This is a genomic window from Streptomyces sp. NRRL F-5122 (assembly GCF_001507435.1).
GTDB classification, from domain to species: Bacteria; Actinomycetota; Actinomycetes; order Streptomycetales; family Streptomycetaceae; genus Streptomyces; species Streptomyces lannensis.
Map to the genome: position 1 here is coordinate 43,800 of NZ_LMWH01000228.1, position 26,507 is coordinate 70,306.

Sequence of the window (26,507 nt, forward strand, 5' to 3'; positions counted from 1 at the left end):
GGACACCGCCCATCGGATGCGGGATAACAAGCTTCATACAGTATTCGTCGACTGTATGCAATGTACCGCCCCGCTCGTTCCGACCCTACGAAGGGAGAGGGCTTCGCCATGTCCGACGGCTTCAACCGGCAGCTCGTCCCCGGTGGGCGCGTGATCGCCAGGGCGCTCGGGGCGCAGGGTGTCGAGGTCGTCCACACCTCACGCGGCAGCCGCATCGGCGGCCTCCACGAAGGCTGCGTGGACGAGGGCATCGAGGTCGTGCACCTGCACAACGAGCAGGCCGCGACCCACGCGGCGGACGCACATGCGCGCATCACCGGCACCCCCGGTTGTGCCGCCGTCACCGCGGGACCCGGTACGGCCGCCGCACTCCCCGGTGTGGCCACCGCCTCGCGTGCACAGTCACCGCTGCTGCTGATCGGCGTCCAGGGCGCACTCCCCGGGGACGGCAGGGGAACACGGCAGGATCTGGCGCGCATCGGCATGCCGGCGTCCTTCACCAAGTACGCGGCGAGCGTGGTGGACACGGCGCATGCGGTGCAGGAGGTGTCGACGGCGCTGCGCGCGTGTCACCACGGCGAGCCCGGACCCTCCTACCTGGAGATACCGCTCCATGTCCTTGACGCCGGGGCGGCGTCGGCGGCGCCGCACGTCTCGCAGGACGAGCTCCACCGCGCCCCGACGCGCCCGGCCGCCGACCCCGGGACCGTCCAGCGACTCGCCGACCTGCTCGTGCACGCCGAGAGGCCGGCGATCCTGCTGGGCCGTCAGGTGTGGACGACACGGGCCACCGATGCCGCGGTCACGCTCGTCCGCTCGCTGAACATCCCCGCCTACACGGACGGCGCGGCCCGCGGCACCCTGCCGCCGGGCGATCCGCACCACTTCCGGCTGTCGCGGCTCTACGCCCTCGCCAACGCCGACGTCATCGTCGTCGTGGGGGACGCACCCTTCGACGTCCCGCGGGGACGAGGAGAGCGACCGGGCCCGCAGGCGACCGTCGTGCGGATCGACCACGCCCCCCGGAACGTCGGCGCGCACCAGGACCTCGGCCCCGCGATCGTCGGGGACGCCGGAGAGGTCCTTGCGTCCGTGGCACAGGCCGCCTCGGGGCGTACCGGCGACGGGGCGTACCGGCGCAAGGAATGGCTCGACGAACTGCGCGCCGCGGAACGAACGGCGTACGAGAGGCGGTTGCCGCAGTTGCGGTCGGACGCCCGGCCCATCCACCCGTACCGGCTGCTGCACGAGATCGACGACTTCCTCACCGAGGACTCCCTCTGCATCACCGACGGCGGGGGCATCGCCCTGTGCTCCGAGCAGATCGTGCAGCCACGGTCACCCGGCCACTGGCTGGATCCAGGCCCGTCGGGCACGCCCGGCGTGGGCATCCCCTTCGTCCTCGCGGCCAAGCGCGCCCGGCTCGACAAGGAGGTCGTCGCCCTCTTCGGCGACGGAGCCCTGTCCGTCACCGGCTGGGACTTCGAGACCCTCGTCCGCCTCGACCTCCCCTTCATAGGCGTCGTCGCCGACAACTCCGCGGCCAACCCGCCCCCTCGGGCCGAACGGGCCGGACGCGACGGGGAGCCCGCCGGGGCAGGCGCCCCGCTCACCGGCCTCCCCTACGACACCTTCGCGCGGATGCTGGGCGGCTACGGCGAAGCGGTCCGCGACCCGGCCGACATCGCCCCCGCCCTGCGGCGCGCCCGCGCGTCCGGGAAGCCCTCGTTGCTCGACGTACGGATCGACCCGCACGCGTACGCCCCCGGAATCCCGAACCAGACCGTGGACAAGTGAGGAGCGCTTGACATGACAAAGGCTCTCGAAGGCATCCGTGTCCTGGACATGACCCACGTTCAGTCCGGGCCCTCCGCAACCCAGTTGCTCGCCTGGCTCGGCGCCGACGTCGTCAAGCTGGAGGCGCCGACCGGTGACATCACCCGCAAGCAGCTGCGTGACCTGCCGGACGTCGACTCCCTCTACTTCACGATGCTCAACTGCAACAAGCGGAGCATCACGCTCAACACCAAGACCGAGCGCGGCAAGCAGCTCCTCACCGAGCTGATCCGGCGCTCCGACGTCATGGTCGAGAACTTCGGACCGGGCGCGGTCGACCGCATGGGCTTCTCCTGGGACCGCATCCGGGAGATCAACCCGCGCATCGTCTACGCCTCCATCAAGGGGTTCGGCGAGGGCCCGTACACCAACTTCAAGGCCTATGAGGTCGTCGCACAGGCCATGGGCGGCTCGATGGCCACCACGGGGTTCGAGGACGGGCCACCGCTCGCGACGGGGGCCCAGATCGGGGACTCCGGTACGGGCGTGCACGCCGTGGCGGGGATTCTGGCCGCTCTGCTCCAGCGGGAGCACACCGGGCGTGGGCAGCGGGTCAACGTGGCCATGCAGCACGCCGTGCTGAATCTGTGCCGGGTCAAACTGCGGGATCAGCAGCGTCTGGCGCACGGACCGCTCGCCGAGTATCCCAACGAGGACTTCGGCGACGAGGTGCCGCGCTCGGGCAACGCGTCCGGGGGCGGTCAGCCCGGCTGGGCGGTCAAGTGCGCGCCGGGCGGGCCGAATGACTACGTGTACGTCATCGTCCAGCCCGTCGGCTGGCAGCCGCTCAGCCGGCTCATCGGCCGCCCCGAACTGGCGGACGACCCCGAGTGGGCGACGCCGGAGGCGCGGCTCCCCAAGCTCGGCAAGATGTTCCAGCTGATCGAGGAGTGGTCCTCGACGCTGCCCAAGTGGGAGGTGCTGGAGCGGCTCAATGCCCACAACATCCCGTGCGGGCCCATCCTGTCGACCAAGGAGATCATCGAGGACGCCTCGCTGGTCGCCAACGAGATGGTCGTCACCGTGCCGCACCCGGAGCGGGGCGAGTTCAAGACCGTGGGCAGCCCGCTGAAGCTCTCCGACTCCCCTGTCGAGGTGACCGGTTCACCCCTGCTCGGCGAGCACAACGAAGAGATCTACATCGGCGAACTTGGCCTGGGGGACGAGGAGTTGCGTCTGCTGAAGTCGAACGGAGTGATCTGACGTGATGGCCGAGGACCGGGTGCTGAGGGTGCGATCGCTCCTCGACACCGTGGGGGCACAGGGACGGACCGCGCTCACCGCGCCCGAGGGCAAGGTGATCGCGAACGCCTATGGCATCGCCGTACCGGGTGAGGAACTCGCCACGGACGTCGAGGAGGCGGTGGCGCACGCGGCGAGGTTCGGCGGGCCCGTCGTCATGAAGATCGTCTCGCCCGAAATCCTGCACAAGACGGACGCCGGCGGGGTCAGGGTCGGTGTCGAGGGCGCCGCGGACGTGCGCGCCGCCTTCCACGAGATCGTCGCCAACGCCAAGGCCTACGACGCCGGTGCCCGTATCGAGGGCGTCCAGGTGCAGGAACTGCTGCCGCAGGGCCAGGAGGTCATCGTCGGCGCGGTGACCGACCCCACCTTCGGCAAGGTCGTGGCCTTCGGCCTCGGCGGCGTGCTCGTCGAGGTGCTCAGGGACGTCACCTTCCGGCTCGCTCCGCTCGACGCCGACGAGGCGCTGTCCATGCTGGACTCGATCCGCTCGGCGGAGATCCTGCGCGGGGTGCGCGGCCTGCCGGCCGTGGACCGGTGGGCGATCGCGGAACAGATCCGCCGGGTCTCCCGACTCGTCGCGGACTTCCCCGAGATCGCCGAGGTGGACCTCAACCCGGTGATCGCCACCCCCGAAGGCGCGATGGCGGCCGACATCCGTGTGATCCTCTCCGACGCACCGGCGCGGCAACGCCGCCGCTACACACGCGCCGAGATCCTCACATCCATGCGCCGGTTGATGCAGCCGTCCTCCGTGGCCGTGATCGGTGCCTCCAACGAGCCGGGCAAGATCGGCAATTCGGTCATGCGCAATCTCATCGACGGCGGCTTCTCCGGGGAGATCCATCCGGTGAACCCCAAGGCCGATGACATTCTCGGCCGCAAGGCGTACAAGAGTGTCACGGACGTTCCCGGTGAGGTGGATGTGGCGGTCTTCACCATCCCCGCCCAGCGCGTGGCCGCCGCGCTGGAAGAGGTGGGACGCAAGAAGATCCCCAATGCCGTTCTCATTCCCTCCGGGTTCGCGGAGACCGGCGAGCACGAACTGCAGGCCGAGATCGTGGCGATCGCCGAACGTCACGGCACCCGACTGCTCGGGCCGAACATCTACGGCTACTACTCGACCTGGAACGATCTGTGCGCCACGTTCTGCACGCCCTACGACGTGAAGGGCGGAGTGGCGCTGACCTCGCAGTCCGGTGGCATCGGGATGGCCATCCTCGGCTTCGCCCGCACCACCAGGACAGGTGTGTCGGCGATCGTGGGGCTCGGCAACAAGTCGGACCTGGACGAGGACGACCTGCTGACGTGGTTCGGCGAGGACCCGCACACCGAGTGCATCGCGATGCACCTGGAGGACCTCAAGGACGGGCGCGCCTTTGTGGACGCCGCACGCGCGACCGTGCCGAAGAAGCCGGTCGTGGTGCTGAAGGCAGGCCGCACGGCCGCGGGCGCGAGGGCCGCCGGCTCGCACACCGGGGCGCTCGCGGGCGACGACGCCGTGTACGACGACATCCTCCGCCAGGCCGGCGTCATCAGGGCTCCCGGGCTGAACGACATGCTGGAGTACGCGCGCGCGTTGCCGGTGCTGCCGGCCCCGAAGGGCGACAACGTCGTGATCATCACCGGTGCCGGCGGCAGCGGTGTCCTGCTCTCCGACGCGGTCACCGACAACGGCCTGTCCCTGATGGAGATCCCGCCCGACCTCGACGCCTCCTTCAGGAGGTTCATCCCGCCCTTCGGCGCCGCCGGCAACCCGGTGGACATCACCGGTGGCGAGCCGCCGTCGACGTACGAGGCCACGATCCGGCTGGGCCTGGAGGACCCGCGCATCCACGCGCTCGTCCTCGGCTACTGGCACACCATCGTGACCCCGCCCATGGTGTTCGCCGAACTCACGGCACGCGTGGTGGCCGAGTTCCGTGAGCGGGGCGTCGAGAAGCCGGTGGTCGCGTCGCTCGCGGGTGACGTCGAGGTCGAGGAGGCCTGCCAGTACCTCTACGAGCGAGGGGTCGTGGCCTACCCCTACACGACCGAGAAGCCGGTGGCCGTACTCGGCGCCAAGTACCGCTGGGCGCGTGCCGCGGAGCGGCTGAGGGCCGCGGGCTCTTCCGCCGTGGCGGGAGACGGGCGGGCGTTGGGGGGCGGGTCATGACGTGACAGATGCGGGGACGGCCGACGGTGCGCGTCGGCCGTGCCCCGGGCCCGTGCGCGCACGAAAGGCATTTGGACAGGGGGCGCTGGCCAGATCTTTCGACGCAAGGGGTACTGAGCAATGGCAACCACGGATTATTCGGCGTCCGTCCCCTACAGGGAGGTGGCGGACCGCAACGGTCGTGTGTACCGGGTCGGCGAGTCGGACATCGACATCATGGGCCGACCACGGAGGTGGATGGTCATCCTGCCCTGGGTGGGCATGATGGGCATCAGTTCCGCCGAGTACGCGTTCACATCGGCCGAGGACACGCTCCACGAGGCTCATCTGTGGAGCAGTGGACACATCTTCTGGCTCATGGGCGTCTGGGTGTTCTTCCAGGCGGCCGTGGCCTTCCCCGCCGGTCAGCTGCGGGAGAGCGGCAAGCTGCCCGCCCGCACGGCCATGCTGATCGGCGCGGTCGGCACGATGCTGGGCTACGTCTCGCTGGCCTATGCACCGAACGTGATCGTGGCCTACCTGGGCTTCGGCATGTGCAGCGGTATCGGCGCCGGTCTCGTCTACGCGACCTGCGTGAACATGGTCGGCAAGTGGTATCCGGAACGCAAGGGCGGCAAGACGGGCTTCGTCAACGGCGGATTCGCCTACGGGTCCGTGCCGTTCGTGTTCCTGTTCACGTCGTACATGAACCTGAGCAACTACCAGACGGTGCTCGCCACGGTGGGTGTCGGGTTGTGCCTCGTGGTGGCCTCCGCGGGCTGGTTCTTCAAGGACCCGCCCAAGAACTGGTGGCCCGCGACCGTCGACCCGCTGAAGGCGACAGACGACCCCCGCATCCGCCGGGCCCTGGAGAAGAACCCGCCGGCGATCAAGCAGTACACGCCGCGGGAGGCCGCACGCACCCCGGTGCTGTGGATGATGTGGTTCTGCCTGCTGTGCACGGCCGGCATCAACATCTTCGGCATCGCCTTCCAGGTCCCGTTCGGCAAGGACATGGGCTTCGCGGGCGGCATCGTTGCCACGGCGATGTCCTTGAAGGCCATCGTCAACGGCACCGGACGCGGTGTCATCGGCTGGATATCGGACCGCTACGGGCGCCGCAACACGCTGATCATCGTGTGCATCGTGCTCGGCACCGCACAGTTCGGCGTGCTGGTCTCCGGCCAGATGGGCAGCATGCCGTTCTTCCTGTTCTGCTCGATGGTTTCCGGCTTCGGCGGCGGAGCGATCTTCCCGCTCTTCGCGGCCATGACCGCGGACTACTTCGGTGAGAACAACAACGCCAGCAACTACGGCATGGTCTACAGCTCCAAGCTGATCTCGGGCCTCGTCGGCTCCGGCATGGGCTCGGTCGTCGTAGGTGCCTGGGACTACCACGGCGCCTTCGTCCTGGCCGGCTGCATCGGCCTGGCCTCCGCGGTTCTGGCGCTCTTCCTCAAGGCCCCGGGCAGGCCCAACGCCCGGCGCATCGTCCCCAATTCGCAGCCGCTCGGCGAGGAGATGGCCTGATCATGACGGCAGACCCCATAGCGACCAACAGCTCGTCGGCCGGACCCGACGCCGCGAACCGTCCCTACCGTGAAGTGACCGACAGCCACGGCCGGCTCTATCGCATCGGCGAGACCGACCGCGACATCCTCGGCCACTCCCGCAAGATCATGGTGTACCTGCCGTGGATCGCCATGATGGCCATCAGCGTCTTCGAGTACGCGTACGGCTCCGCGGAGGACACCCTGTCCCACGCGCACGGCTGGACGCAGAGCAACACGTTCTGGATCCTGAGCGTCTGGGTCTTCTTCCAGGCGGGTATCGCCTTCCCGGCCGGCTGGATGCGGGAGAAGGGCATCCTGACCGCTCGGGCGGCGATGTACATCGGCTCCGTGATGTGTGTCGTGGGCTTCCTGGCCCTGTCCCACATGAACAACGTGTGGCTCGCCATCCTCGGCTTCGGCGTCATCGGCGGTGTCGGCTCCGGCCTGGTCTACGCGACGTGCATCAACATGGTCGGCAAGTGGTTCCCCGAACGACGCGGCGCGCGCACGGGTTTCGTCAACGGCGGATTCGCGTACGGCTCCCTGCCCTTCATCTTCATCTTCAACTACGCCTTCGACACCGCGAACTACCACCGCGTCCTGGACCTCATCGGCTGCTACATCCTGATCGTCGTCTTCGGTTGCGCGATGTTCTTCAAGGACCCGCCGAAGAACTGGTGGCCTGCGGACATCGACCCGCTGACCTACTCCTCGGGGCAGAAGAGCGGGACCGGCCTGTCCAAGAACCCCCCGGCGGTGAAGCAGTTCACCCCGAAGGAGGCCATCAGGACGGGCATGCTGCCCCTGATGTGGCTGTCCATCGTGCTGACCGCAGGCGTGTCCATCTTCGGTATCTCCTTCCAGGTCGACTTCGCCAAGGAAGTGGGCTTCGGCCCGCTGGTGGCGGCGTCCTCCATGGGTGTCATGGCGGTCATCAACGGCATCGGACGCGGTGTCGTCGGCTGGATGTCCGACAAGTGGGGCCGCAAACCGACGCTGGTGATGGTCATCCTCGTCCTGGGCCTCGCCCAGTTCGGTGTGATCTGGGCGGGCGACGTCAAGAGCGAGGCACTGTTCCTGTTCTTCGCCTTCCTCTCCGGCTTCGGCGGCGGCGCCTTCTATCCGCTGTTCGCGGCCCTCACCCCGGACTACTTCGGTGAGAACTACAACGCCACCAACTACGGCCTGGTCTACAGCGGCAAGCTGATCAGCGGCCTGTTCGGCGGTGGCCTCGGCTCGATGGTGGTCGCGGCCTGGGGCTACAACGGCGCCTATGCGCTGGCGGGCGGTGTGTCGATGGTGGCGGCGGCGATCGCACTGCTGCTGCGGCAGCCCGGACGGGACCGGCAGGTGACCGCGGCCCCGCAGGCGCAGCCCGCGAGCTGACGGTTTCCCGGCACGTGAGGAGGCCCCTCCCCCGGTTTTTCGGGGAGGGGCCTCCTGGTGCGTCCGGGGTCCGCCGGAACCGGCGCTACTTCCTGCGCAGAGCGGCCAGGTTGTCGTAGCCGATCCGCGCGTGCTCGAGCGACTGGCCCGGGTCGGTGGAACTGGGCGCGTTGTCCTGCTCCACCATCGGGTTGTGGTAGTTGCGCTCACCGACCCGCGAGAAGAACGTCGTGTAGTCGATGACACCGGTGCCGAACGGGACCATGTCGTAGCCCTGTCCGTTGGTGGTGTTGACCACGCCGTCCTTCGCGTGGAACAGCGGGTAGCGCTTGTTGTGACGGGTGACCAGGCCGGCCGGGTCGAAGACCTTCTCCCGCGTGGAGCCGTCGTGGGCGGTGTAGGTGTGGAACTTGTACTGGGCCACGTGCGCCCAGTAGATGTCCATCTCCAGCCAGATCAGCTTCGGGTCGGTGATGGACAGGAAGTACTCCAGCTTGCGGATGCCGGAGCTGCGGGTCGGGCGGCCCTGCGCGTCGAGCGGCCCGCCGTCGAGCAGGAAGCCGTACGCCGCGTCGTGGTTGTGGGTGTAGAGCTTGAGCCCGGCCCTGCGGGCGATCTCGCCCAACTGGTGCCACTTGTCGGCGGCGACGTCCCAGTCCGCCCGGTAGGAGCTGCCGGTGGGGTCGCCTCCGGTGCCCATGTGGTCCATGCCGAGGATGTTCGCGATCTCGAGGTGCTTCTTGAAGGTGTCCAGGTCCTCCTTCGTCAGGGGCCAGGAGCTCGGGATGAAGCCGTGGTTGCCCTGCGCCCGCAGCCCGTACTCGTTCAGCCAGCGGCGCAGCAGCCGGGCGCCCTCGACGGACTCCAGGTTGGCCCCGCCGGGCGCGTTGGCGTGCTGTCCGTAGCCGGCGAACTCGACCTGCTTGTAGCCGAAGCGGGCGAGCTGCTTGAACACCTCGCGGAACCCGGAGGGCAGGGTGGTGGAGAGCGGGTCACGGCCGGTGGCGTCCCGCACCGTGTAGAGGATGATGCCGCGCTTGTCGGCGGGCACGAGCGCCTGGCCTCTGCCGCCCTTCCCGGCCGGTGCCGTCGGCGCGGCCACAGCGGGCCCCGCACCGAAGGCCGGGGCGGCGATCGCGCCCGCCGCGACGGCGGTGCAGGTGCTCAGGAAGCGGCGCCGGCCGATACCCAGGCTGCGGCGCAGCGATTCATCGGTGTCGTGGGCTGTTTCGTGGATGTCCTTCACGGGTGCCTCTCTCAGGGCTGGTGGTCCGGTTGGTCGGCGCTCGCGGCCCGCGGGCTCTCGTGCGGTGACGGGGCGAGCCCCGCCAGGGCGAGCAGGAGTGACTTCACGTCCGTGGCCGCGACGCGGTCACCGACGGCGCGGGGGGTGGAGCAGAGGATGAGCGGACCGTCGTCGTCGCTCATGGGAAGGCGGCCGTGGCTGCCGCGGATGGGCGCGGGGTCGAGGGGCACGACCGCCATGCGGTAGCGCATGCCGAGCTTCTTGCGGGCCAGGGCGGTCGCCGCCTTGACCTTGACATAGGGGTCGAGCGGATCCATGAACAGCTCGACCGGGTCGTAGCCGGGTTTGCGGTGGATCTCGACCAGTCGCGCGAAGTCGGGGGCACGGGCGTCGTCGAGCCAGTAGTAGTACGTGAACCAGGCGTCCGGCTCCGCGACGGCGACGAGCTCGCCGGAGCGGGGGTGGTCGAGATGATGGGCCTTCTTGCCCTCGTCGTCGAGGAGCCGCTCGATGCCGGGGAGGTCCGCGAGCGCGGCCCGGGTCGCCTCCAGATCCTCCGGGCGACGTACGTAGACATGGGCGATCTGGTGGTCGGCGACCGCGAACGCGCGGGAGGCCATCGGGTCGAGGTACTCCATACCGTCCTGCGTGTGCACCTCGAGCAGTCCGGCGCGGCGCAGGACACGGTTGATGTCGACCGGCCGGTCCACAGGGGTGATGCCGTACTCGGACAGGGCGACGACGGTACGCCCCTCGGCGCGGGCCTCGTCGAGGAGCGGGGCCACGGCTGCGTCCAGGTCGGCCGCCGCCTGCCACGAGCGGGGGTCGTCGGGGCCGAACCGCTGGAGGTCGTAGTCGAGGTGCGGGAGGTAGCACAGGGCCAGGTCGGGGCGGCGGGTGCGCAGGATGTGCCGGGTCGCGTCGATGATCCAGCGGCTGGAGACCAGGTCGGCACCGGGACCCCAGAAGTGGAACAGGGGGAACGTGCCCAGTCTGTCCGTGAGTTCGTCGTGCAGGGCCGGTGGCCTGGTGTAGCAGTCCGGTTCCTTGCGGCCGTCGGAGTAGTAGACCGGGCGGGGTGTGACGGTGATGTCGGTGTCCGCGCCCATGGCGTACCACCAGCAGATGTTGGCGACCGTGTAGCCGGGGTGCACACGACGGGCGGCGTCCCACAACTTGTCGCCGGAGACGAGACCGTTGTGCTGTCGCCACAGGAGTACGTCGCCGAGCTCGCGGAAGTACCAGCCGTTGCCGACGATGCCGTGCTCGGAGGGCATGGCCCCGGTGAGGAAGGTGGACTGGGCGGCGCAGGTGACGGCGGGCAGGACGGTGCCGAGCGGGGCGCGCGAGCCGGACCTGCCCAGCGCCTTCAGGTGCGGCATGTGGTCGAGGAGGCGGGGGGTGAGGCCCACGACGTCCAGGACAAGGAGCGGGGTGGGGTCCTTGTCGGTCCGGTGGGTGCTCATGGCAGCTCCTTCAGGCCGAGGTCGGTCAACAGGTCCCGGGCGAGCATGAGTTCGGCGGCGATGCCGTCGGTGAGCCGGGCGCGGGCCCGGGGGCGCAGCTCGGGCGGGAGGGCCTGCCAGGTATAGGTCTCGACCTCGAGGTGACGGGTGAGGGGGTGCGGGCCCCCGACGAGCCGGGTCAGTGCCGCCTTCAGCACGGGGAGTGTCGAGGTGAGCGGGGCGGCGGGGGCCGCGTGCAGCGGTACGTGGAAGTGGGCGCGCCAGGGCGATCCGTCGGGCAGGACGTCGCCCCGCAGCGCTTCACCGAGGTCGTCGGTGCCCTGCAGGCCGGAGTCGGTCACGGTGCGCGTCTGGTGCAGGAAGCGCGGTTCGTCGAACGCGGCGAGGGCCTCGCGGACCTCGGGGAGGTGGGGGTGCTCGGCGTGCAGGGCCGCCGACAGCTGGGTCTTGACCACCGGTACACCGGCCCGCCGCAGCGCCTCGAGGGCCGGGTGCGGATCCTCGAAGGAGGTGGCGAGGTGGCACGTGTCGACACAGACGCCGATGCGTTCGTGCGCGATCGAGGTCAGCGGGGCGATGGCGTCCGCGGTGGTCTCGACGGTGCATCCGGGTTCCGGCTCCAGTCCGATGCGGATGGATCGTCCGGTCAACTCCGCCAGGGCGTCGAGGCGCTCGCCGAGGGTACGCAGGGCGGTGCGGGCCGCCTGCGCCCGCCGCTCGTCCGCTGCGGTACGCCAGAACAGCGGCAGCGTGGAGATGCTGCCCTCGCTGACGTCGTCGGGGAGCAGCCCGGCGAGGACGCGGGCGAGGGCGGTGGTGTGGTCGAGGCGTTCGGGGTCGGCCCAGTCCGGCCTGTAGACGCGGTACTTGACCTCCTCGGCGCCGAAGCCCTCGTACGGGAATCCGTTGAGGGTGACGACCTCAAGGCCCCGCTGATCGAGTTCGGTGCGCAGTCGGCGCAGCGCGGACGGATCGGTGACCAGCGCCCGGGCGGCGTCCTTGGCGAGCCACAGGCCGATGCCCAGGCGGTCCCTGCCGAGGCGACGGCGCACCGCCTCGCAGTGGTCGCGCAGTTGGAGGAGGACGCCGTCGAGCGTCTCGGCCGGGTGGACGTTGGTGCAGTAGGCGAGATGGACCGTGGAGCCGTCCGGGTGGCGGAAGCGCATGCCTCACTCCCCGCCGCGCAGGATCGAGTTGCCCTCGTGGGTCGCCGCCGTGCCGGCGGGAGCGAGGTCGAGCCGGCCGCTGATCCCGTAGAACGCCACGGGGTTGCGCCACAGCACCCGGTCGACCTCGTCCTCGGTGAAGCCGTCCCCGAGCATCGTGTCGGCGACCTTGCGGGTCTTGAGCGGGTCGCTTCTGCCCCAGTCCGCCGCGGAGTTCACCAGGACCCGTTCGGGCCCGTACTCCCGCAGGATCGCGACCATCCGCCCCTCGTCCATCTTGGTCTCGGGGTAGACGGAGAACCCCAGCCAGCAGCCGCTGTCCTTGGCCTCCTTGACGGTGGTCTCGTTGAGGTGGTCGACCAGTACGTGGTCCGGGGGCAGTGCGGACTCCCGCACGACATCGAGGGTGCGGCGCAGGCCGGCGAGCTTGTCGCGGTGCGGGGTGTGGACCAGCGCGGGCAGCCCGTGATCGGCGGCGAGCTGCAGCTGTGCGGCGAGAGCGGTGTCCTCGGCGGGGGTCATCGAGTCGTAGCCGATCTCGCCGACGGCCACGACCCGGTCCTTGACGAGGTACCGGGGCAGTTCGTCGAGGACCGGTCCACAGCGCGGGTCGCCCGCCTCCTTCGGGTTGAGGGCGAGGGTGCAGTGATGGGCGATGCCGTACTGGGCGGCGCGGAAGGGTTCCCAGCCCAGGAGGGAGTCGAAGTAGTCGAGGAAGGAGGCGGGAGAGGTGCGGGGCTGGCCGAGCCAGAAGGACGGTTCGACCACGGCGCGGACGCCCGCGGCGTACATGGCCTCGTAGTCGTCCGTGGTCCGCGACGTCATGTGGATGTGGGGGTCGAAGATGCGCATCAGGACTCCTTGCCGTGGGGGGCGTCCGCGGGGGGCGGAGTGGGCGCGGACTCGGTAAGGGCGAGGACGCGGTGCAGGTCCTCCGGCACGGGGCGGCCCGCGGCGGTCCGCTCGGCGGCGTAGTCGCGCAGCATGCGGGCGAGTTCGGCGTCACCGCGGGCGCGCCGCGCGAGGTCCGTCACACCGGCGACGGACACGCCGGTGAACAGGCACTTCAGGACGGCGTGCCGCCAGAGGTGGGCGGCGAGATGCCGGGCCGCGTACGGGCCGACGGCGGCGGCCACCAGCCGCGTGTCGTTGGTGCGCAGCGCGTCCTCGACGAGCGGAAGGGCCTCGGGGCCCGGCACGAGGTGGGCCAGGGCGTGCAGGACGGCGCGCCGCTCGTCGGCGGTGCCCTGCCGGTAGACCCGGGTGAGTGCCGTGGTGTCGGCGCGGGCCGCGTGGAGGATGAGGACACGAGCCGCGTCGGCGTGTACGGGACCGCAGCGGCGTCCGGCCTCCGCGAGGCGCAACTCCCAGACGGAGATGGGGCCGTGGGCGCCGGGGTGGGCGGCGGCCTCGTCGAGTGACCGGTCGAGCCAGGCGCGGGCGCCTGCGTCGAGGTGGGTGCCGAGTCGGGCGTGCAGTTCCTCCGGTGGGGTGCGGGCGAGGGCGGCACCGGACGCGGGGGTGCCCGGGGCGGCGTGGGGGTGGGTCATGCGGAGCTCCCATCGGGGGTGGCGGAGGGCGCGCCATGGGTGGGGGTGGCGACCGGCCTGTGGGTGGTGGCGGCCGCCGCCGCTGTGCGGAGGAACGGGAGGGAGAGCTGGGCGTGGTGGGGCCCGGCGTGGGAGTGGCGGGGCAGTTCGACGACGGTCAGCCCCCGGTAGGCGGCGTCCGACAGGGCCGCGAGGACCGGCGGGAAGTCGATGTCGCCCTCTCCGAAGGGGAGGTGCTCGTGCACGCCCCGGCGCATGTCCTCGATCTGGACGTGCCGCAGCCAGGGGGCGGCCGCACGTACGCAGTCCGCGGGAGGCAGCGGCTCCAGGCACTGGCAGTGTCCGATGTCGAGGGTGAGGCCCAGGTGTTCGGGGTCCGCGAGAGCCTCCCTCAGCCGGTGGAAGTCGGCGAGGGTGGCGAGGAGATGGCCCGGTTCGGGTTCGACGGCGAGAGGGACGTCCGCGGTGGCTGCGGCCTCGAGGACGGGGGTGAGCCCCTCAGTGAGCCGCTTCCAGGCCGTGTCCTCGTCGCATCCCTCCGGGACGGTGCCGCTGAAGCAGTGGACCGCGTGGGCGCCGAGCTCGGCGGCGATCCGGACGGCCCGTGACAGCAGGTCGGCGCGGCGGGCACGGTCGTCCGGGGCGGCGTCCAGGAGGGAGGGACCGTGTTTGCGCCGCGGGTCGAGCACATAGCGGGCACCGGTCTCGACGGTGACCTCCAGGCCGAGGGTCTCCAGGCGGCGGGCGAGCCTGCGCGTGCGGGAGGCCAGGTCGGGAGCCAGCGGGTCGAGGTGCATGTGGTCGAGGGTCAGTCCGACGCCGTCGTAGCCGAGGTCGGCGAGCAGCGCGAGGGCGTCCTCGAGACGGAGGTCGGCGAGGCCGTTGGTGCCGTAACCGAAGCGGAGCGCGCCAGGTCCGGGAGTCATGTCACGCTCACCTTCCTCGCGAACTTCGCGGCGAGAGGGGCCAGGGCCGCGGTGAGCAGCGCGCTGACCGGGGCCCCGGAGCGGGCCGCGAGTGCCGCCTGGAGCGGGATCGTGGCGCGGATGCCGGCTCCCACGGCGCGTTGGGTGAGCGGGGGTGACGGATTCAGGGTGGCGTGGAGGTAGGGCCGGGCGGCGGTCGCGGCATAGGCGGCGGCGAGCGCCGCGCCGAGGGTGCCCGTGGGGGGTGCCGGAGTCCCCGCGGCGGTGGCCCCTGCCCCCCGGCGTGGCAGCAGCCGGGTCAGCGCCCCGGTCGTGACCAGTGCGGCCAGAGCGGACAGGGGTGAGCCGCCCCGCGTCTCGTGGCGGGACACGGTGGTGACGGCGAGCGTGTGACTGCCGAGGAGGGCGGCCGGGGCGAGGGCCGGACGGATGTGGCCCCCGGTGGCCGCCGCCCCCAGGAGCACGTCCAGGCCACGTGCCGCCGCCATCGCCGGCGGGCCGCCCGGTGTGCGCTTCAGGCCCAGGTCGTACGCCCATACGGTGGCCGCGAGCGGGACCGCGACCCGGAACGCGGGACGGCCGGCGCAGCGGGCCAGGGCGAGGCCTGCCACGGTGAGGGCGCAGGCGGCGGTGAGGGCGGCGGCGGGGGCGATACGTCCGGAGGGCAGGGGGCGGTGAGGGCGTTCCAGGGCGTCCTCGTCCCGGTCGGCCCAGTCGTTGAGGGCCATGCCCGCTTCGTACAGGCACAGGGAGGAGCCGATGGCCAGGGCGGTGCGGCGACCCGGGGCCGCCGGGACCGCGGCCGCACCGGCCAGTGCGTCTCCGGGCACGGTGAACAGGGCGGGCAGGCGCAGCAGTTCGGCCCAGGCTCCGAGTCCGGTCCGGCCGCCGCCGACCCTGCGAGCGCCGGGTGCGTCGACCGGGTCCGTGGCCGTGTCGCCATGGCTCATCGCGGTCCCTCCGGGCCCTCTTCGGCGCCCGTCTCCCGCAACCGGTCCGCGAAGCCGGCCAGCGCCGCGTACTGCTCCCCGAGCGCCGAAGGTCCGCGCCCCATCGGATCCTTGAAGTAGAAGCCGAGCTCTTCCAGGGGGCCGGACAGACCGGCCTCGTGGGCGCGCAGCGCGAGCCGCGCCAGGTCGAGCACCAGCGGTGCGGCCAGCGCCGAGTCGCAGCCCTGCCAGATGGTCTGGAGCACCATGCGCGCGCCGAGGAAGCCGTCGAAGGCGACGTGGTCCCAGGCGGTCTTCCAGTCGCCGAGGGCGGGGACGTCGTCGATGTGCACCTCGCCCTCGACGGATGTGCCGAGAGTGTCGGCGAGGACCCTCTCCTTGCCGGCGTTCTTGGCGGCGGCCGCGTCCGGGTCGGCCAGCGAGGCGCCGTCGCCGCCGCCCAGCAGGTTGGTCCCGGACCAGGCCCGCACCGCGAGGGCCCGCTGGGCGAACATCGGGCCCAGCACCGACCGCAGCAGTGTCTGCCCGGTCTTGCCGTCGCGGCCCGCGTACGGCAGTCCGCTCGCGGCCGCGGTGCCCTCCAGGGCCGGATGGTGCAGGCCGGTCGAGGGGGTGAAGTTCACGTACGGGCAGCCCGCCCTGAGCGCGGCCGCCGCGTACAGCGAGCTCGGCGGCAGCGCGTCACCGGTGGCGGACGGCTCGGTGGAGGCCACGTTCACCACCACCGCGCGTTCGAGGCCGCGCCGTTGCACGAAGTCGTCGATGTCCCCGGCGAACGCGGCGATCAGCTCCTCCTGGCTCCGCGTGTCGGCCGGGTCGGGACCGCCCGGCCTGATCTCACGGTCGGCGGCGGCGAGTTCGGCCATGACGGCCGAGGGCAGACCGGGCGGCAGCACTCCGCCGGCCGCCAGTGCCTCCGCGCGTTTGGGCAGCGGGCAGTCCACCGTGTCGTGGCCGCCGAAGACGAGGGACGACAGCGCCGGAAGCCCCGAGGCGGCGAACACGGACGTCTCGGTGACCATGCCGGTGGGTGGGTGCAGACCCGCACTGACGGCGGCGCACCCCGCGACGACGGTCGTGGCGACGGAGCCGCGGGCACCGATCAGCCACACACCGGCACGGGCTCGGGAAGGGGACGCGGACATGGGCAGCCTCCTTGCGTTGCGAACCTCGGCAGGTCGGGAGGAAGACGGCGGGCGGGAGTCCGGCGTCTCCCGCCCGCCGCCGCTCATTTGCCCTTGGCGGGCAGTTCCTTGATGCGGATGTCCCGGAAGGACACCTCGTCGCCGGATCCGTGGTTCTGGATGCCGACGTGTCCGTCGCGCAGGCTCCGCGCCGGATCGGTGTTGGTGAAATCGTTGATCTTGACGCCGTTGAGCCACACGCGGAGGTGCTCGCCCTCCACGCGGATCTCGTACGTGTTCCACTCCCCCGGCGGATTCAGCGCTCGGTCGCGCTTCTTCAGATCGGCGGAGCGGAAGCCGTAGACGGACCCCGTGGTCTTCTCGGGTACGTCGGTGGCGTCGATCTGGACCTCGTAGCCGTTGTCCACGGCCGACCACGGGTCGTCCGAGGGCGGGAAGCCCACGAACACACCGGAGTTGTCGTCACCGGCCGTCTTCCAGTCGAGCTTCAGCGAGTACCTGGAGAAGGCCGACGCGGCGTACCAGAGCATGCCCAGACCGCCCGACGACGTCAGGGTGCCGTCGTCGTCGAGAGTGAAGGAGCCCGGACCCGCCTGCTTCCAGCCGGACAGCGACTCGGCCGTACCGTCGAAGAGCGGCCGGTAGCCGTTCTCCGGGCGGCAGTCCGCCTGGGCGTCGCCGATCGCCCAGCCGATCCCGCCCCGCAGGTGCGCGAGGAAGGCGGGGTCGGTGTAGGACTCCTTCGTGTGGCCACCTCCGGTGTAGAAGGCGCGGCCGCCCTGATAGTTCTGGCACCAGGCGATCGGATGGTCGCCGTTCATGGTGCCGCCGGTGTACGACGACTCGTCGAGCGAGGCGAGGACGTGGGCCCTCTCCCGTGGATTGGAGCGGTAGTTGTACCACTCGTCGGTCCGCTCCCAGGTCTGCGCCAGCTCCGAGGTCGCCGGGTGGGCGCGGTCCTCCACGTCCACCTTCGCCTGCTGGATCGCCGGGTGCGACTGGAAGTAGGCGCCGGCGAGGCCGCCGTAGAACTCCCAGTCGTACTCGGTGTCGGCGGCCGCGTGGATACCGACGTATGCGCCGCCGTGCCTGATGTAGCCCTCGAAGGCGCTCTGCTGCGCGGAGTCGAGCACGTCTCCCGTCGTCGACAGGAACACCACCGCGTCGTAGCGCTTGAGGTTCTTCGAGGTGAAGGCGCCCGCGTCCTCCGTGGCGTCGACGGCGAAGCCGCCGGTCCCGCCGAGTTGCCGCACCGCCGCGACACCGTCCGGGATGGAGTCGTGCCGGAAGCCGGCGGTCTTGGAGAAGACCAGTACGCGCTTGCCGTCGGCGGAGTGCGAGGCGGCGGGCCCCGAGACACAGCCGAGCAGCAGGGCCGCTCCCACAACGGCGGTCGTCAGTCTGCCGGTCGCGTGCATGGTTCCCCTCCTCAGCTCGTCGTGAACGTGAAGTCGTCGACGTCGTACAGGGCGCCGGACCCGGTGCTCCCCTTGAAGACCAGGTAGAGCGTGGTCGTGCCCTTCGGGGCGCGGGACAGGTTCGCGCTGACGTCCTGGAAGTTCTCCCAGCCGCCCGTCACCGGTACGGTCGCCTTGCCCAGCAGGGTCCCCTTCGCCGAGCCCGCGCGGACCTCGAGGGTGCCGCCCGCGCCGCCGGAGGAGATACGCGCCGTGATCTTCTTGGCGTTGCTCAGGACATACGGCGTGAAGGAGATCCAGTCGCCGTTGTCGATGTCGCCGACCGTCCTGCCGCCGTGCGCGGTGTCCTTCGTGATCACCGAGATGCCGGAGGAGGTGCCGAAGTGCTCGGCCTGGCGGTGCCGCGGCTGGGCGACGCTCTGGTCGTGCGAGGTGAGCGGGGCCTGTCCGCCGCCTCCACCATCCGTGTACTGCGCGTCGAAGACGCCGAAGATGTTCTCGTCCTCGTCGTGACCGCCGTCGGCGGTGGTCTGGATGGTGCCGGAGCAGCCGTTGGCCGAGGTGATCGGGTGGCCGTGGGTGTCATGGCCGAGGACGAAGTTGACCGTGACCTTCGAGCAGTCGACGCTATTGCCGTCCTCCGGGTCGGTGACCTTCACCTTGAACGGAACGGCGTCACCGAAGCTGAACAGCTGGCCGTCCTGGGGGAGTTCGACGGTCACCTTCGGTGCCGTGTTGCCGACGACGATCTGCACGCTCGCGCCGCCGGTCCGGCCGTCGCCGTCCTTGGCGGTGAGGGTCGCCGTGTAGGTCCCGTTCTTCCGGTACGTGTGGGAGGGGTTGGCGGCGGTCGACGTGCTTCCGTCACCGAAGTCCCAGCTGTAGGTGAGCGCGTCACCGTCCTGGTCGCTGCTTCCCGCGGAGGAGAACGCCACCTTCAGGGGTGCCTGACCTGAGGTCTTGCTCGCCGCCGCCTGCGCCACCGGCGAGTGGCCGTCGGTCGCGTTCTCGATGCGGTACAGACCCGAGTTGTCGTCGCCGCCGAACCAGGCGGTGCCGTAGTCGAGGACGTAGAGCGCGCCGTCGGGCCCGAAGGCCATGTCCATCACCTGAGTGCCGGTCCACGGGAAGGGGTTGATCGACTGCACGTTCCCGTCCGTGTCGCTGACGATCCGCTTGATCCAGCGGCGCCCGAACTCACCCGCGAAGAAGTTGCCGTCGTAGGCCTCGGGGAACTTCACCGGCGAGTCAAGAGCGGGGTCGTAGTGGTAGACCGGGCCGCCCATCGGGGACTCCGAGCCGTCGCCGAACTCGGGCACGGACGCGCCGTCGTAGGGAATCCAGGCGGACTGGGCGGGGGGCAGGTCCGTCAGACCCGTGTTGTGCGGCGAGTTGTTCTTCGGCGCGTTGCAGTCGAAGCTCGCGCCGGACGTCCCGGTGGCGAAGTCGTAGTCGACGTACGCATCGTTGTCGCCGGTGCAGTACGGCCAGCCGAAGTTGCCGGGGCCGGTGACCCGGGCGAACTCGACCTGCCCGCCGGGGCCGCGCTTCGGGTCGGCGGCACCCGCGTCGGGACCGTAGTCGCCCACGTAGACGATGCCGGTCTCCTTGTCCACGCTGAAGCGGAACGGGTTGCGGAAGCCCATCGCGTAGATCTCGGGGCGGGTCTTGTCCGTGCCGGGCGGGAAGAGGTTGCCGTCCGGGATGGAGTACGAGCCGTCGTCGTTCACCTTGATGCGCAGGATCTTTCCGCGCAGGTCGTTGGTGTTGCCGGCCGAACGCTGGGCGTCGAAGGCCGGGTTGCGGTCGGAACGCTCGTCGATCGGGTTGTAGCCGTCCGACTGGAAGGGGTTGGTGTCGTCGCCCGTCGACAGGTACAGGTTGCCGGCCGCGTCGAAGTCGATGTCACCGCCGACGTGGCAGCAGATGCCGCGGGACGTCTTGACCTCGAGGATGTTCTTCTCACTGGCCGGGTCGAGCGTGCCGTCCGTCTTGAGCACGAAACGGGACAGCCGGTTCACACCGTCGAAAGGCGTGAAGTCGGCCGCGGTGCCGTTCTCGGGGGCGTCGCCCGCGGGTGTGCTCAGCGGGGGCGCGTAGTAGAGGTAGATGAAGCGGTTGTCGGTGAAGTGCGGGTCGACGCCGACGCCCTGCAGGCCTTCCTCGTCGTGCGAGTACACGTCGAGCTTGCCGGCGAGGCGTGTGTTGCCCGCCGCGTCGGTCAGGCGGAGTTCACCGTCGCGCGAGGTGTGCAGGACGGAGCGGTCCGGGAGGACGGCGAGCGACATGGGCTCGCCGACCTCCGCCTCGCCCTTGGCGAGGGTGACCTGCTGGAAGTCCTCGGCGGCGACGGCACCCCGGTCGGTGACGGCTGCGCCGGCCTGGGGTGCGGTGAGGGTGAGGGACGCGCCTGCCAGCAGTGCGCCGCCTAGGAGGGCGACTGCCTTGCGCAGGGACGGGCGGCGTCGTCTGTGGGTCTCGATTCTGTCGGTGCCGATGATGCGGTCGTTCCCGTGCACGAGTGCCTCCAGAAAGGGGCCGGTTGTACGGGGCGGGTGCTGACGCCGGGATGCGCCGTCATCCCGGAGATGCGGAAAAGCGGAAAAGCGGTCAGTTGCCGAACGCCGCGTCGAAGGATGCCGACGGCGGCTCGAAGTCGTACGCCTTCAGGCGCGAAAGGGCCTCGGGGGCGCCCTGGAGCCGGTCCATGCCGGCGTCCTCCCATTCGACGGACACGGGGCCCTGGTAGTCGATGGAGCGCAGCATCCGGAAGACGTCCTCCCACGGGACGTCGCCGTGCCCGGCGGACACGAAGTCCCAACCGCGGCGCGGGTCTCCCCACGGCAGATGGGAGCCGAGGCGGCCGTTGCGGCCGTCGAGGCGCTTGCGGGCCTCCTTGCAGTCGACGTGGTAGATCCGCTCACGGAAGTCCCACAGGAAGCCGACCGGGTCCAGGTCCTGCCAGACGAAGTGCGAGGGGTCGAAGTTCAGCCCGAACGCGGGCCGGTGGCCGACCGCCTCGAGCGCCCGCTGTGTCGTCCAGTAGTCGTAGGCGATCTCGCTGGGGTGGACCTCGTGCGCGAACCGCACGCCCTCGGCGTCGAAGACGTCCAGGATCGGGTTCCAGCGCTCGGCGAAGTCCTCGTAACCGCGCTCGATCATCGTCTCGGGGGCGGGCGGGAACATGGCGACCAGGTGCCAGATCGCGGAGCCGGTGAAGCCGATGACGGTGTCGACGCCGAAGGCCGCGGCGGCACGGGCGGTGTCGGCGATCTCGGCTGCGGCCCGTCGCCGTACGCCTTCCCCGTCGCCGTCACCCCAGATGCGCGCCGGAAGGATGGCCTGGTGACGCTCGTCGATGATGGCGTCGCAGACGGCCTGGCCGACCAGGTGGTTGGAGACCGCCCAGCACTTGAGGCCGTACTTGTCGAGCAGTTCGTGGCGCGAGGCGAGGTACGACGGGTCCGCGAGCGCCTTGTCGACCTCGAAGTGGTCGCCCCAGCAGGCGAGTTCGAGTCCGTCGTAGCCGAAGTCGCGGGCCAGCCGGCAGACCTCCTCCAGCGGAAGGTCCGCCCACTGGCCGGTGAAGAGCGTGAAAGTGCGCGGCATGACCAAGGCCTCCTCAGACCGCTGTCGGGGTGTAGACGGAGTTCTTCTGGGCGCTCTCCTCCACCGCCGCGAGGACCCGCTGCACCTGGAGTCCGTCGGCGAAGGACGGCTCGGGGGTGCGGCCCGCGGCGATCGCGTGCACCAGGTCGCGGGCCTGGTGGACGAAGCTGTGCTCGTAGCCGAGGCCGTGGCCCGGCGGCCACCAGGCGTCCAGGTAGGGGTGGTCGGGTTCGGTGACGAGGATGCGGCGGAAGCCGGCGTGTGCGCCCGGCTCGGTGCCGTCGTGGTACGACAGTTCGTTGAGGCGCTCCAGGTCGAAGGCCAACGAACCGCGCTCCCCGTTGAGTTCGATGCGCAGGGCGTTCTTGCGCCCGGTGGCGTAGCGGGTGGCCTCGAAGGAGGCGAGGGCACCGGAGGTGAAGCGTCCTGTGAACAGGGCCGCGTCGTCCACGGTGACGGCTCCGGTGCCGCCGGCCGATACTGCGGAGAGGCCGCTCGTGGGACCCTCGGGCAGCGGACGCTCCCGCACGAAGGTCTCGGTGATCGCGGAGACCCCGGCCAGCCGCTCCCCCGCCAGGTACTGGGCGAGGTCGACGATATGGGCGCCCAGGTCGCCGAGGGCGCCCGAGCCGGCGTGCTCCTTGCTCAACCGCCAGGTCAGCGGAAACCCGGGGTCGACCAGCCAGTCCTGGAGGTAGGTCACGCGTACGTGCCGCAGGGTGCCGAGCCTGCCCTCGGCGACCATGCTCCGGGCGAGGGCGGTGGCGGGCAGGCGCCGGTAGTTGAAGCCGACCATCGCCAACCGGCCGTTGGCGCGCGCCGCTTCAGCCGCCTCCACCATTGCCTCGGCCTCCTCGACCGTGTTGGCGAGGGGCTTCTCGCACAGCACGTGCTTTCCGGCGGCCAGGGCGGCGAGCGCGATCTCCGCGTGGCTGTCGCCGGGCGTGCAGATGTCGACGAGGTCGACGTCGTCCCGGGCGACGAGGTCGCGCCAGTCGGTCTCGGCGGCGGCCCAGCCGTGCCGGTCGGCCGCCGCTCGCACGGCAGCGCCGTCGCGGCCGCAGATCGCGGCCAGGACCGGCCGCAGCGGCAGGTCGAAGACGCGCCCCACAGTGCGCCAGCCTTGGGAATGGGCGGCGCCCATGAAGGCGTAACCGACCATGCCGACGCGAAGTGGCGGCTTCTCTCCCTCTGTCCCGTCCGGCTGCTGCGGCTGTCCCATACGGATGTCCTCCTCGTCCTCGTGGTGAAAGAGCCGTGGGGGGTGCGGGCGGAACCCGTCAGCGGAAGCCGGTGGGCATGTACTGGTCGACGTTGTCCTTGTCGACGACTGCCGAGTAGAGCGTGATCGACGCCGGGATCTCGTACTCGGCGAGGCCGCCGATGCCCTTGCCCTGACCGAGGGCGCGCGCGAGGTCGATCGCGGAGGCGGCCATGGTCGGCGGGTAGAGGACGGTCGCCTTGAGGACGCCGTTGTCCTGCTTGATGGCCTGGAACGCGGACAGCGCCCCGGCCCCGCCGACCATCAGGAAGTCGTCGCGCCCGGCCTGCTCGATGGCCCGCAGCGCGCCCACGCCCTGATCGTCGTCGTGGTTCCACAGCGCATCGAACTTGGGCTGCGCCTGGAGGAGTTGAGCCATCTTCGCCTGACCCGACTCCACCGTGAACTCGGCGGCCTGGCGGGCCACCTTCTTGATGTTCGGGTAGTTCTTCAGGGCGTCGTCGAAGCCCTGGGTGCGCTGCTTGGTCAGCTCGAGGTTGTCGATGCCGGCCAGCTCGATGACCCGGGCGTCCGACTTCCCCTTGAGCTTCTCGCCGATGTAGTGGCCCGCGTTGAGGCCCATGCCGTAGTTGTCGCCGCCGATCCAGCAGCGGTAGGCCTGCGGGGTGTTGAAGATGCGGTCGAGATTGACGACCGGGATCCCGGCCCGCATCGCCTTCAGCCCGACCTGGGTGAGCGCCTTGCCGTCGGCGGGCAGGACCACCAGCACGTCGACCTTCTTGTTGATGAGGGTCTCGATCTGGCCGATCTGCGCGGCGGTGTCGTTGGAGCCCTCGGTGATCTCCAGCGTGACGTCCGAGTACTTCTTGGCACGGTTCTTGGCGTTGTCGTTGATGGCGTTGAGCCAGCCGTGGTCGGCCTGCGGGCCGGCGAATCCGATGGTGACGTGCTTGCCGGGCTTGTCGTCGGCGGCCGGCTGGTCGTTCCCGGCGGGCTTCTCGGACTTGGTCTCATTGCTTGTGCAACCTGCGAGCAGGGCACCGGCGGACACGGCGGCGCTCCCGAAGAGCAGCCCTCTGCGGCTGGTGAGCTGTGACATGGCGGTGAACCCTTTCCTCAGGTCGTGCTTGCGGTACGGCGTTGGACCAGCACGGCGGCGACGATGATCGCGCCCTTGGCGATCTGCTGAACGTCGCTCTGCAGGTTGTTCAGGGCGAAGATGTTGGTGATCGTGGTGAAGATCAGGACACCCAGGACAGAGCCGACGATGGTGCCGCGGCCCCCGCTGAGCAGCGTGCCGCCGATGATCGCGGCCGCGATGGCGTCCAGTTCGTACAGATTGCCGTTGGTGTTCTGGCCCGAGCCGGACAGGATGATCAGGAGGAAGGCCGCGATGCCGCAGCACAGCCCGGACAGCAGGTAGAGGTACAGCCGCTGGCGCCGTACGTCGATACCGGCGAGCCGGGCCGCCTCCGCGTTGCCGCCGACGGCGACCGTACGGCGCCCGAAGGTGGTGCGGTTCAGCACCAGCCAGCCGATGACCGTCACCAGGGCGAAGACCAGCACGAGCGGCGGGATGCCGAGCACGTAGGAGTCGCGCTCGCCCAGTTTGAGTATCCCGTCGACGGTGACGATCTGCGTCCGGCCGTCGGTGATCTGCAGCGCCAGACCGCGCGCGGAGGCCAGCATGGCGAGTGTGGCGATGAACGGGACCATGCCGCCGTATGCGATGAGCAGGCCGTTGACCAGCCCGCAGCCCACTCCGACGACCATCGCCGTGAAGAGGATGCCGGCGAATCCGTACTCCTGAGTCGCGACCGTGGTCGCCCACACGGAGGCGAGAGCGACGATGGCGCCCACCGACAGGTCGATCCCGCCCGAGGTGATGACGAAGGTCATCCCGACGGTGACGACCCCGATCACCGATGCCTGGGTGAGGACGAGTTGGAGGTTGCGGGTGTCGAGGAACTCGTCCGGTTTGGTGATGCCGCCGATGAGGACCAGTGCGGCGAGCACCCCCAGGAGGGACAGGGTACGGACGTCCGCGCGGCCTGCGAGGACGCGCCAGGCGGACGGTTGGCCGATCGACGGCACCTTGTCGGTGCTGTCGCGCGGCGGGGACACGGGCTGCGTCATGACGCCGGGCTCCCTTCCATGACGAGGTCGAGGACACGGTGCTCGTCGAGTTCGCGGGCGGGCGCCGTGTGCACGACGCGTCCCTCGCGCAGTACCAGCACACGGTCGGCCAGGCCGAGCACCTCGGGCACCTCGCTGGAGACCAGCAGCACCGCGAGGCCCTCGTCGGCGAGCCGGCGCACCACCGCGTAGAGCTCGGCGCGGGCGCCGACGTCGACGCCGCGCGTCGGTTCGTCGAGCAGCAGCACGCGGCAGCCGCGCAGCAGCCAGCGGGCCAGGACGGCCTTCTGCTGGTTGCCTCCGGAGAGCGTGCGAACGGGTACGGCGGGGTTGTCGGGGCGCAGGGACAGCTCCCGGGTCGACGCGCGTGCGGCGCCGAGTTCGGCGCGACGGTCGATCCAGCCTCCGCGCGAGAAGCGGGACAGGGAGGAGACCGAGACGTTGCGGGTGACGGACTCCAGCATGAGCAGCGCCTGCGCCTTGCGTTCCTCGGGGGCGAGCCCGAGTCCCGCGCGCACCGCCGCGCGGACGCTCCCCGGGCGCAGCGGGCGCCCGTCGACGAGAACCTGGCCGGTGGTGGGCCTGCGGGCGCCGTAGATCGTCTCGAGCACCTCGGAGCGGCCCGATCCGACGAGACCGGCGAGGCCTACGATCTCACCGGGGCGGATCTCGAGGTCCAGCGGCGCGAACTCGCCGTCCCGCGCCAGCCCCCGCACCTGAAGGACGGGCTCGCCGGTGGGGTCCGAGGAGGGCCGCTCGGGAAAGACGTACTCGACGTTGCGTCCCGTCATCAGCGCCACGACCTCCCGGGTCGGCGTCGACTTCGCCGGCAGTCCGCCCGCCACCGCCCGGCCGTCCTTGAGGACGGTCACCCGGTCGCCGATGCGGCGGATCTCCTCGAGCCGGTGCGAGATGTAGACGACCGCGACGTCGTCGGCGGTCAGGTCGCCCACGATGCGGAACAGGTTGTCGACCTCGTCCGGGTCGAGCGCGGCGGACGGCTCGTCCATCACGATGAGCCGTACGTCGTGGGAGAGCGCCCGCGCCATGGACACGATCTGCTGCTGGGCGGCCGACAACTCCCCGACCAGGCGCCCCGGGTCGATCTCCGGGTGGCCGAGCCGTCGCAGCAGCGCGGCCGTCGACGCCCGCGCCGCCTTGCCCCGTACGACGAAGCCGGCACTGGTGGGTTCGTGGCCGAGGTGGACGTTCTCGGCCACCGACAGATGCTCCACCAGGTCGAGTTCCTGGTAGATGGTGGCGATGCCCAGCCTCATGGCGGCGATCGGCGAGCGGAGCGTGACGGGTTCGCCGCGCCAGTGGATCGCGCCGGTGTCGGGCTGGTGCGCACCGGCCAGGACCTTGATGAGGGTGGACTTGCCGGCCCCGTTCTGGCCGAGCAGACAGTGCACTTCACCGGCCCGTACGTCGAGGTCGACGCCGTCGAGGGCCCGTACTCCGGGGAACGACTTGGTGATGCCGGACATGCTGAGCAGCGGTGTTTCTGGTGCCATGTGGGTTC

20 protein-coding genes are annotated in these 26,507 nt (G+C 70.6%); 5 read left to right on the forward strand and 15 right to left on the reverse strand.

The window, feature by feature from the left end:
• The first annotated feature begins 108 nt into the window (after window positions 1–108).
• The 5 genes from ADL25_RS21145 to ADL25_RS21165 all read left to right on the forward strand — a co-directional run bounded on the left by ADL25_RS21145 (window position 109) and on the right by ADL25_RS21165 (window position 8,151).
• Complete coding sequence (locus ADL25_RS21145) at window positions 109–1,797, forward strand: thiamine pyrophosphate-binding protein (protein ID WP_059129327.1); 1,689 nt, start codon at window positions 109–111, stop codon at window positions 1,795–1,797.
• Between the two features lie 12 nt (window positions 1,798–1,809).
• On the forward strand, window positions 1,810–3,039 hold the full coding sequence (gene frc, locus ADL25_RS21150; RefSeq protein ID WP_059129328.1) for a formyl-CoA transferase: 1,230 nt from the start codon (window positions 1,810–1,812) through the stop codon (window positions 3,037–3,039).
• Between the two features lie 4 nt (window positions 3,040–3,043).
• Window positions 3,044–5,233: an acetate--CoA ligase family protein gene (locus ADL25_RS21155; RefSeq protein WP_059129628.1), complete on the forward strand. Its 2,190-nt coding sequence runs from the start codon at window positions 3,044–3,046 to the stop codon at window positions 5,231–5,233.
• A gap of 120 nt (window positions 5,234–5,353) precedes the next feature.
• Window positions 5,354–6,742, forward strand: coding sequence for an OFA family MFS transporter (locus ADL25_RS21160; RefSeq protein ID WP_059129329.1), 1,389 nt, complete (start codon window positions 5,354–5,356; stop codon window positions 6,740–6,742).
• A gap of 2 nt (window positions 6,743–6,744) precedes the next feature.
• Window positions 6,745–8,151 carry an OFA family MFS transporter gene (locus ADL25_RS21165; RefSeq protein WP_059129330.1) on the forward strand — a complete coding sequence of 469 codons (1,407 nt, stop codon included), beginning with the start codon at window positions 6,745–6,747 and terminating at the stop codon, window positions 8,149–8,151.
• Between the two features lie 85 nt (window positions 8,152–8,236).
• Here the strand turns inward: ADL25_RS21165 and ADL25_RS21170 are convergent, their stop codons facing one another.
• The 15 genes from ADL25_RS21170 to ADL25_RS21240 all read right to left on the reverse strand — a co-directional run bounded on the left by ADL25_RS21170 (window position 8,237) and on the right by ADL25_RS21240 (window position 26,499).
• Window positions 8,237–9,397: a sugar phosphate isomerase/epimerase family protein gene (locus ADL25_RS21170; RefSeq protein WP_234380990.1), complete on the reverse strand. Its 1,161-nt coding sequence runs from the start codon at window positions 9,395–9,397 to the stop codon at window positions 8,237–8,239.
• A gap of 11 nt (window positions 9,398–9,408) precedes the next feature.
• Complete coding sequence (locus tag ADL25_RS21175) at window positions 9,409–10,863, reverse strand: nucleotide pyrophosphatase/phosphodiesterase family protein (protein WP_059129331.1); 1,455 nt, start codon at window positions 10,861–10,863, stop codon at window positions 9,409–9,411.
• Entirely contained in the window at window positions 10,860–12,029 is a 1,170-nt protein-coding gene (gene eboE / locus ADL25_RS21180) for a metabolite traffic protein EboE (RefSeq protein ID WP_059129332.1), read from the reverse strand. The genes ADL25_RS21175 and eboE overlap by 4 nt, the downstream gene beginning before the upstream one ends.
• 3 nt (window positions 12,030–12,032) lie before the next feature.
• Window positions 12,033–12,881 carry a TatD family hydrolase gene (locus ADL25_RS21185; protein WP_059129333.1) on the reverse strand — a complete coding sequence of 283 codons (849 nt, stop codon included), beginning with the start codon at window positions 12,879–12,881 and terminating at the stop codon, window positions 12,033–12,035.
• Window positions 12,881–13,579, reverse strand: coding sequence for an EboA domain-containing protein (locus ADL25_RS21190; RefSeq protein WP_059129334.1), 699 nt, complete (start codon window positions 13,577–13,579; stop codon window positions 12,881–12,883). The genes ADL25_RS21185 and ADL25_RS21190 overlap by 1 nt, the downstream gene beginning before the upstream one ends.
• Window positions 13,576–14,505, reverse strand: coding sequence for a sugar phosphate isomerase/epimerase family protein (locus tag ADL25_RS21195; protein ID WP_059129335.1), 930 nt, complete (start codon window positions 14,503–14,505; stop codon window positions 13,576–13,578). The genes ADL25_RS21190 and ADL25_RS21195 overlap by 4 nt, the downstream gene beginning before the upstream one ends.
• Window positions 14,502–15,455, reverse strand: coding sequence for an SCO3242 family prenyltransferase (locus tag ADL25_RS21200; protein ID WP_079050502.1), 954 nt, complete (start codon window positions 15,453–15,455; stop codon window positions 14,502–14,504). The genes ADL25_RS21195 and ADL25_RS21200 overlap by 4 nt, the downstream gene beginning before the upstream one ends.
• Entirely contained in the window at window positions 15,452–16,600 is a 1,149-nt protein-coding gene (locus tag ADL25_RS21205) for an inositol-3-phosphate synthase (RefSeq protein ID WP_059129336.1), read from the reverse strand. The genes ADL25_RS21200 and ADL25_RS21205 overlap by 4 nt, the downstream gene beginning before the upstream one ends.
• A gap of 83 nt (window positions 16,601–16,683) precedes the next feature.
• Window positions 16,684–18,018 carry a ThuA domain-containing protein gene (locus ADL25_RS21210; protein WP_059129337.1) on the reverse strand — a complete coding sequence of 445 codons (1,335 nt, stop codon included), beginning with the start codon at window positions 18,016–18,018 and terminating at the stop codon, window positions 16,684–16,686.
• Window positions 18,019–18,029: 11 nt separating this feature from the next.
• Window positions 18,030–20,537: a PQQ-dependent sugar dehydrogenase gene (locus tag ADL25_RS21215; RefSeq protein ID WP_059129338.1), complete on the reverse strand. Its 2,508-nt coding sequence runs from the start codon at window positions 20,535–20,537 to the stop codon at window positions 18,030–18,032.
• 91 nt (window positions 20,538–20,628) lie between these two features.
• Window positions 20,629–21,627 carry a sugar phosphate isomerase/epimerase family protein gene (locus ADL25_RS21220; RefSeq protein WP_059129339.1) on the reverse strand — a complete coding sequence of 333 codons (999 nt, stop codon included), beginning with the start codon at window positions 21,625–21,627 and terminating at the stop codon, window positions 20,629–20,631.
• Between the two features lie 13 nt (window positions 21,628–21,640).
• Window positions 21,641–22,849 (reverse strand): Gfo/Idh/MocA family protein, encoded by a 1,209-nt coding sequence (locus ADL25_RS21225; protein ID WP_059129340.1) that lies wholly within the window; start codon window positions 22,847–22,849, stop codon window positions 21,641–21,643.
• Between the two features lie 58 nt (window positions 22,850–22,907).
• A complete protein-coding gene (locus ADL25_RS21230) occupies window positions 22,908–23,948 on the reverse strand; it encodes a substrate-binding domain-containing protein (RefSeq protein WP_059129341.1) in 1,041 nt (346 codons plus the stop codon).
• A 17-nt stretch (window positions 23,949–23,965) separates the two neighbouring features.
• The gene (locus ADL25_RS21235; RefSeq protein WP_059129342.1) at window positions 23,966–24,985 is read right to left on the reverse strand and encodes an ABC transporter permease; all 1,020 of its coding nucleotides are present in this window, start codon (window positions 24,983–24,985) and stop codon (window positions 23,966–23,968) included.
• The gene (locus ADL25_RS21240) at window positions 24,982–26,499 is read right to left on the reverse strand and encodes a sugar ABC transporter ATP-binding protein (protein WP_059129343.1); all 1,518 of its coding nucleotides are present in this window, start codon (window positions 26,497–26,499) and stop codon (window positions 24,982–24,984) included. Before ADL25_RS21240 ends, ADL25_RS21235 begins: the two co-directional genes overlap by 4 nt.
• Window positions 26,500–26,507 lie beyond the last annotated feature (8 nt).

What these genes read in the sequence shown, in the direction of transcription:
- ADL25_RS21165 (WP_059129330.1), top strand. Translation starts at nt 6,745, where the DNA reads ATGACGGCAGACCCCATAGCGACCAACAGCTCGTCGGCCGGACCCGAC.
- ADL25_RS21205 (WP_059129336.1), bottom strand. Translation starts at nt 16,600, where the DNA reads ATGTCCGCGTCCCCTTCCCGAGCCCGTGCCGGTGTGTGGCTGATCGGT.
- ADL25_RS21175 (WP_059129331.1), bottom strand. Translation starts at nt 10,863, where the DNA reads ATGAGCACCCACCGGACCGACAAGGACCCCACCCCGCTCCTTGTCCTG.
- ADL25_RS21230 (WP_059129341.1), bottom strand. Translation starts at nt 23,948, where the DNA reads ATGTCACAGCTCACCAGCCGCAGAGGGCTGCTCTTCGGGAGCGCCGCC.
- ADL25_RS21210 (WP_059129337.1), bottom strand. Translation starts at nt 18,018, where the DNA reads ATGCACGCGACCGGCAGACTGACGACCGCCGTTGTGGGAGCGGCCCTG.
- ADL25_RS21235 (WP_059129342.1), bottom strand. Translation starts at nt 24,985, where the DNA reads ATGACGCAGCCCGTGTCCCCGCCGCGCGACAGCACCGACAAGGTGCCG.
- ADL25_RS21200 (WP_079050502.1), bottom strand. Translation starts at nt 15,455, where the DNA reads ATGAGCCATGGCGACACGGCCACGGACCCGGTCGACGCACCCGGCGCT.
- frc (WP_059129328.1), top strand. Translation starts at nt 1,810, where the DNA reads ATGACAAAGGCTCTCGAAGGCATCCGTGTCCTGGACATGACCCACGTT.
- eboE (WP_059129332.1), bottom strand. Translation starts at nt 12,029, where the DNA reads ATGCGCTTCCGCCACCCGGACGGCTCCACGGTCCATCTCGCCTACTGC.
- ADL25_RS21190 (WP_059129334.1), bottom strand. Translation starts at nt 13,579, where the DNA reads ATGACCCACCCCCACGCCGCCCCGGGCACCCCCGCGTCCGGTGCCGCC.
- ADL25_RS21145 (WP_059129327.1), top strand. Translation starts at nt 109, where the DNA reads ATGTCCGACGGCTTCAACCGGCAGCTCGTCCCCGGTGGGCGCGTGATC.
- ADL25_RS21185 (WP_059129333.1), bottom strand. Translation starts at nt 12,881, where the DNA reads ATGCGCATCTTCGACCCCCACATCCACATGACGTCGCGGACCACGGAC.
- ADL25_RS21155 (WP_059129628.1), top strand. Translation starts at nt 3,044, where the DNA reads ATGGCCGAGGACCGGGTGCTGAGGGTGCGATCGCTCCTCGACACCGTG.
- ADL25_RS21160 (WP_059129329.1), top strand. Translation starts at nt 5,354, where the DNA reads ATGGCAACCACGGATTATTCGGCGTCCGTCCCCTACAGGGAGGTGGCG.
- ADL25_RS21225 (WP_059129340.1), bottom strand. Translation starts at nt 22,849, where the DNA reads ATGGGACAGCCGCAGCAGCCGGACGGGACAGAGGGAGAGAAGCCGCCA.
- ADL25_RS21195 (WP_059129335.1), bottom strand. Translation starts at nt 14,505, where the DNA reads ATGACTCCCGGACCTGGCGCGCTCCGCTTCGGTTACGGCACCAACGGC.
- ADL25_RS21220 (WP_059129339.1), bottom strand. Translation starts at nt 21,627, where the DNA reads ATGCCGCGCACTTTCACGCTCTTCACCGGCCAGTGGGCGGACCTTCCG.
- ADL25_RS21240 (WP_059129343.1), bottom strand. Translation starts at nt 26,499, where the DNA reads ATGGCACCAGAAACACCGCTGCTCAGCATGTCCGGCATCACCAAGTCG.